The organism is Luteococcus sp., from assembly GCF_043424415.1.
Lineage (GTDB): Bacteria > Actinomycetota > Actinomycetes > Propionibacteriales > Propionibacteriaceae > Luteococcus.
The window spans coordinates 1-6302 of the sequence record NZ_JBHWOO010000005.1; the positions used below are offsets into that span (position 1 = coordinate 1).

Below are 6302 nucleotides of genomic sequence, written 5' to 3' on the forward strand. Positions count from 1 at the left end.
AAGTGCGCCGTCTGCCGTGGCCCGTGGGCCGCCAGGCGGCCCACGGGGCGGATCACATCACGGGCTGGGTGTGCCAGATCTCGCGGATGTAGTCCTTCATCGAGCGGTCGGAGCTGAAGTAGCCCGAGCGGGCGACGTTCAGCACGGCCGAACGGGTCCAGGCGTCCTCGTCGGCGTAGTACTTCTCCACGCGCTCCTGCGCCTCGAGGTAGGAGGCGTAGTCGGCCAGGGCCATGAAGCGGTCCTGGTAGAGCAGGTTGGAGACGATCGGCTCGAAGACCTGGCGGTCGCCGTCGCTGAAGGCACCCGAGGCGATCAGGTCGAGGGCACCCTTGAGGCGCTCGTCCTTCTCGTAGTACTCGGCCGGGTTGTAGCCCTTCTCGCCCAGTGCGGAGACCTCCGGCTCGGTCATGCCGAAGAGGAAGAAGTTGTCGTCGCCGACCTTCTCGCGGATCTCTACGTTCGCGCCGTCATCGGTGCCGATGGTCAGCGCACCGTTGAGGGCGAACTTCATGTTGCCGGTACCCGAGGCCTCCATGCCGGCCTGCGAGATCTGCTCGGAGAGCTCGGCAGCCGGGATCAGCTTCTCAGCCAGGGTGACGTTGTAGTTGGCCGGGAAGGCCACCTTCAGCTTGCCCTGCACGCGCTCGTCGGAGTTGATGACCTCGGCCACCTTGTTGATCAGGTGGATGGTGTCCTTGGCCATCTTGTAGCCGGGAGCCGCCTTGGCGCCGAACAGGACGGTGCGTCCCTGGAGCGTGGCGGGGTCGAGACGTCCGCTGATGATCTCGTTGTAGAGGGTCACCACGTGCAGCATCTTGAGCGACTGTCGCTTGTACTCGTGCAGGCGCTTGACCATCACGTCGAGCATGTGGTTCTCGTCGATGACGATGCCGTCGCGCTGCTCCAACAGGCGGGCCAGCTTCACCTTGTTGGTGCGCTTGACCTGGCGGAAGGCGGCACGGAACTCGGGATCCTCGGCATAGGGCTCCAGCTCGCGCAGGCGCTCCAGGTCGGTGACCCAGCCGGAGCCGATCGAGTCGGAGATCAGGCTGGACAGCGAGCGGTTGGCCAGGCGCACGAAGCGGCGCGGGGTGACTCCATTGGTCACATTGGTGAATTTCTCGGGCCAGAACTCGTTGAAGTCGGGCAGTACCTTGTCGCGCAGCAGCTGGCTGTGCAGGGCGGCCACGCCGTTCACCTTGGAGCCGGCGACGGTGGCCAGGTAGGCCATCCGGACGCTGCGCGTGGGGTGCTCGGCGATGATCGACATGCGACGAACGCGCATCTCGTCGTTGCCGAACTTGGCGCGCACCGCCTCGAGGAAGGCGTCGTTGATCTGGTAGATCAGCTCCAGGTGGCGCGGCAGCAGGCGTCCCAGCAGCTCCACCGGCCAGACCTCCAGCGCCTCGGGCAGCAGGGTGTGGCAGGTGTAGGCGAAGCAGCGCTGGGTGACCTCCCAGGCCTCGTCGAAGTCGAAGCCCTTCTCGTCGATCAGGATGCGCATCAGCTCGGGAACGGCGATCACCGGGTGGGTGTCGTTGAGCTGGAAGATGATGCGCTCGTCGAGCTTGTGCAGGTCGAAGTCGGGCTCGAGGGTGTTGTGGATGTAGTCGTGCAGCGAGGCGGCGACGAAGAAGTACTGCTGCTGCAGGCGCAACTCCTTGCCCTGCGGCGTCGAGTCCTCGGGGTAGAGCACCTTGGAGATGTTCTCCGCGAAGGTCTGCGCGCGCACGGCATCGGCGTAGTCACCGGAGTTGAAGATCTGCAGGTCGAAGGCCTTGGTGGCCTGGGCGCTCCACAGGCGCAGCGTGTTGACGCGCCCGTTGAGGTAGCCCGGCACCATGTAGTTGTAGGGCACTCCCAGGACATTCCAGTCCGGGATCCACTCGGTCTTCTCGCTGCCGTCCGCATCGGTGGTGGTCTCGGTGCGGCCACCGAAGTTCACCTGCACGGCGTGCTCGGGGTGCGGGAACTCCCACGGGCAGCCCAGCGCCAGCCAGTTGTCGGGCTGCTCCACCTGCTTGCCGTCGACGAAGGTCTGGCGGAAGATGCCGTACTCGTAACGGATGCCGTAGCCGACGCAGGGGACGTTCATGGTGGCCAGCGAGTCGATGAAGCAGGCGGCCAGGCGGCCGAGGCCACCGTTGCCGAGGCCGGGCTCGACCTCCTGCGCGCGCATCACGGCGAAGTCGATGCCGCACTGGCGCAGGGCCTCCTCGGCGATGTCGATCAGCCCGCTGGACAGCAGGTTGTTGCCCAGCTGGCGTCCCAGCAGGTACTCGGCCGACAGGTAGGCGACCTTCTTGTGCGGCTCCTGGCGCTGCAGGCGCTCGGTCTCGAGCCAGCGGGCCATCAGGTAGTTGCGGACGGTCTGCGCGAGCGCCATGTACTGGTCATTGACAGAGGAGTTCTCGAGGGAGACGCCCTGGTTGGAGTTCAGCTCGTGCAGGAATTCCTTGACGAAACCGTCGACAGTAGGGGGCGGAGTGGACACCGGCGCCTTGGCCAGCGGATGAGCCGGTTCGAACTGCGGACCGCGGTTGCGGCCGGTGCGCGGCGACTCGTCGTCATGTACGGGCGATGCGGAGTGGAAATCAGTTGTGGACACGCCTCGAGCCTAACGGACCGAGCGGCCCGGTCGAGGGAGTCCGCGCACTGCGAAACGGGTCCGGACGCCCTCGCCACCCCCGGTGGGCGCCGCTAGGCTGAGCGGCGTGACTCCCAAGACTGAGAAGTTGTCCGCTGCCCAGACTGCCAAGAGCACCACGTCGGCGCCTTCCGCCGCCCCCTCCATCGAGCCCGTCCCCGGCTTCGGCCGCATCCCCGTGGCCAATGTCAGCCCGGTGGTCGAGCACGGGGCCCTGCCAGCCAAGGCGGTCGTCGACGAGTGGTTCCCCGTGAGCGCGAATGTCTTCCGCGAAGGCCACGACGCCGTCAACGCCACTGCCGTGCTCACCGCACCCGACGGCAGCACCCGCAGCTTCCCGATGTTCCAGCAGGAGCCGAAGGGCCTCGACATCTGGCAGGGCTGGGTGCAGGCCGACGCCGAGGGCGACTGGACCCTGCGCGTCGAGGGCTGGTCGGATGTCTGGGGCACGGTGGAGCACAACTCCTCAGCCAAGCTGCAGGCCGGGATGGACCTGGAGCTGGTCTGCATGGAGCTGCGCGACGTGATCGGCCGTGCTGCCGAGAATGCCGCGGCGGCTGGCGACGAGGTGCAGGCCAGCGTGCTGCGCGCCTCCGCTGCCGTGATGATCCCCCAGCGCGAGCCTGCCGACCTGCTGGAGTCGCTGGCGCAGCCCTCCCTGCACCGCGCCATGGCCACCCACGGCCCCCGCGAGCTGGTCTCCCCCACCGCCGACTACCCGCTGCAGGTGGACCGTCGTCGCGCACTGTTCTCCAGCTGGTACGAATTCGTCCCCCGCAGCCAGGGCGCCTGGTGGGACGAGCAGGGCCAGAGGTGGCACTCGGGCACCTTCGAGAGCTCCCACGAGCGCCTCGAGGCCGCCGCGCAGATGGGCTTCGACATCGTCTACCTTCCCCCGATCCATCCGATCGGCAAGACCTTCCGCAAGGGCAAGAACAACTCGCTGACTCCCAGTGAGCAGGATCCGGGCTCGCCCTGGGCCATCGGCAGCCCCGACGGTGGGCACGACGCCGTACACCCCGACCTGGGCACGCTGGAGGACTTCGACCGCTTCGTCGCCAAGGCCAAGTCGCTGGGGCTCGAGATCGCCCTGGACTTCGCCCTGCAGGCCTCGCCTGACCACCCGTGGGTCACCGAGCACCCGGAGTGGTTCACCACGCGCCTGGACGGCACCATCGCCTATGCCGAGAACCCGCCCAAGAAGTACCAGGACATCTACCCGATCAACTTCGACAACGATCCCGAGGGCATCTACCGGGAGTGCCTGCGCCTGCTGGAGTTCTGGATCGCCCGCGGCGTGACGGTCTTCCGCGTCGACAACCCGCACACCAAGCCGGTGGACTTCTGGGCCTGGATCATCAGCGAGGTGCACCGCAGCCACCCCCAGGTGATCTTCCTGGCCGAGGCCTTCACCCGGCCGCAGATGATGCAAGCATTGGGCAAGGTGGGCTACCACCAGGGCTACAGCTACTTCACCTGGCGCAATGCCAAGTGGGAGCTGGAGGCCTACCTCACCGAGCTCTCCCGCGAGACGGCGCACGTCTACCGTCCCAACTTCTTCGTCAACACGCCCGACATCAACCCGGCCTTCCTGCAGTCGGGCAATCCGACGGCCTTCTCGATCCGCGCGATCCTGGCGGCCACCATGTCGCCCAGCTGGGGCGTCTACTCCGGCTTCGAGCTGTGCGAGCACGAGGTCTTCAAGCCCGGTGGCGAGGAGTACCTGAACAGCGAGAAGTACGAGTACCGCCCGCGCGACTTCGACCGCCAGCCCAACCTGTCGGTGCTGATCGGCCGGCTCAACGAGATCCGTCGCGAGCACCCTGCCCTGCAGCAGCTGCGCAAGATCGACTTCCACCACGCCACCAACGAGCAGGTCATCGTCTACTCCAAGACCGAGGGCAATGACCGCATCCTGGTCGTCTGCTCGCTGGACCCGTGGAATGCGCAGGAGAGCGAGGTCTACCTCGACATGAGCGCCCTGGGGCTGGACCAGCACGCCATGGTCGAGGTGCACGACGAGCTGGGTGGCGGCACCTGGACCTGGGGTGCGCGCGGCTTCGTCGCCCTGCACCCGGGCAATCCCGCCCACATCTTCCGCGTGACGCAGCTGTGAGCCACGACGCATGAGTGAACAGGAACAGATGACCGAGCAGAACCACGAGCCCGTGCAGCAGGACGCCATCGAGGCACTGGGTGCCTTCGTCACCGAGGCCCGCTGGTTCGGCGGCAAGGGCCGCGACGGGCAGTTGGCAGGACTCGAGCAGCCGGAGTGGCTCGTCGCCCCCGGTGGCGACGAGGTGCCGGTGCGGGCCGAGTACGTCACGATCGCCTACCCCGACGACAGCGTCGAGTACTACCAGCTCCTGGTCAGTTACCGTCCCGAAGCACTGGACGAGTGCCTCATCGGCCCGGCCGTCGACGAGACCCTGGGCTACGCGCACGACGCACCGCGCGATCCGGAGGCGATGCGGGGCGTGCTGCGCGCCATCCTCGCCGGTTCGCAGGAGCCCCAGGCCTGGCAGGAAATCCTGGTCGACGGGGCGCGTCTGCGCGGCGACCTGGAGCCTCGCATCTTCGGTGGCGAGCAGTCCAACACCAATGTGTTGCTCGGCGACGTGGCGCTGCTCAAGATCTTCCGCAAGCTGGAGGTGGGTCCGAACCTCGACATCCAGATGCACGACGCCCTGGGCCGTGCGCACGTCGGCTCTGCGGCGCGCTTGTATGGCTGGGTCTCGGGTTTCCTGACCCCCTTCAGCGACGAGGGCTGGGTGGACGGTGCCGAGGCGCCCGAGCCGCAGCGCGTCGACCTGATGATGGTCAGCGAACTGCTGCGCGATGCCGAGGACGGCTGGGAGCGGGCCACCGCCGAGGCGGCTGGCGGCCGCGACTTCGTCGGCGACGCCCGCGCACTGGGTGAGGCGCTGGCCGAGGTGCACGTCGCCCTGGCCGACACCTTCGGCCCCAACACGGTGCCCGGCGACGAGCTGGCCGCAACCATGGAGCGCCGCCTGGACGAGGCCGCCGCCCAGGCCCCCAGCCTGGAGGCCCACCGCGGGGCGCTCTCGACGCTCTTCGCCGGCCTCGGGGGCCGTCAGGTGCGCGCACAGCGCGTGCACGGTGACTTCCACCTGGGGCAGACACTGCGCACCCCGCAGGGCTGGAAGATCATCGACTTCGAGGGCGAGCCGATGAAGAGTTTCGCGGAGCGGCTGCTGCCCGACAGCCCGCTGCGCGACGTCGCAGGCATGCTGCGCAGCTTCAGCTATGCCACCAGCGCCTTCCCCGATCCCCGCGCCGAGGCCGCCCAGCAGTGGCTGGACGGTGTGCGCACCGCCTTCCTCGACGGCTACCAGCGCCGGGCGGGGGCTGTCGACGAGCAGCTGCTGTCGGCCTACGAGGCCGACAAGGCTGTCTACGAGGTCGTCTACGAAACGCGGAACCGGCCCGACTGGGTCGCCATTCCGCTGTCCGCGCTGGAGGCCCTTGCCCCCAGCACCGAAACCGCAGCACCGGCTGCAGAGCAGGAGAAGTGACCATGGGATACGACCTCGCAGGTGGACTGACCGGCTGGGACATGGAGGGCTTCCACAGCGGTGGTGACACCGAGCTCTGGAAGCGACTGGGCGCCAAGGTGGTCACCATTCCCACC

Annotated in this window: 3 protein-coding genes; 2 read left to right on the forward strand and 1 reads right to left on the reverse strand. The window is 67.7% G+C overall.

What is annotated here, in order from left to right; translation table 11 throughout:
• Positions 1–52: 52 nt before the first annotated feature.
• Positions 53–2611 carry a glycogen/starch/alpha-glucan phosphorylase gene (locus tag ACHFFZ_RS00145; protein ID WP_394274640.1) on the reverse strand — a complete coding sequence of 853 codons (2559 nt, stop codon included), beginning with the start codon at positions 2609–2611 and terminating at the stop codon, positions 53–55.
• 82 nt (positions 2612–2693) lie between these two features.
• On the opposite strand from ACHFFZ_RS00145, the gene ACHFFZ_RS00150 reads away from it, so the two are divergent.
• Both ACHFFZ_RS00150 and ACHFFZ_RS00155 read left to right on the forward strand, forming a co-directional pair.
• A complete protein-coding gene (locus ACHFFZ_RS00150; RefSeq protein ID WP_394274641.1) occupies positions 2694–4766 on the forward strand; it encodes an alpha-1,4-glucan--maltose-1-phosphate maltosyltransferase in 2073 nt (690 codons plus the stop codon).
• 10 nt (positions 4767–4776) lie between these two features.
• The gene (locus ACHFFZ_RS00155; protein WP_394274642.1) at positions 4777–6186 is read left to right on the forward strand and encodes a phosphotransferase; all 1410 of its coding nucleotides are present in this window, start codon (positions 4777–4779) and stop codon (positions 6184–6186) included.
• The last annotated feature ends 116 nt before the right edge of the window (positions 6187–6302 follow it).

Coding starts and splice junctions, on each gene's coding strand:
- ACHFFZ_RS00155 (WP_394274642.1), top strand. CDS start 4,777: ATGAGTGAACAGGAACAGATGACCGAGCAGAACCACGAGCCCGTGCAG.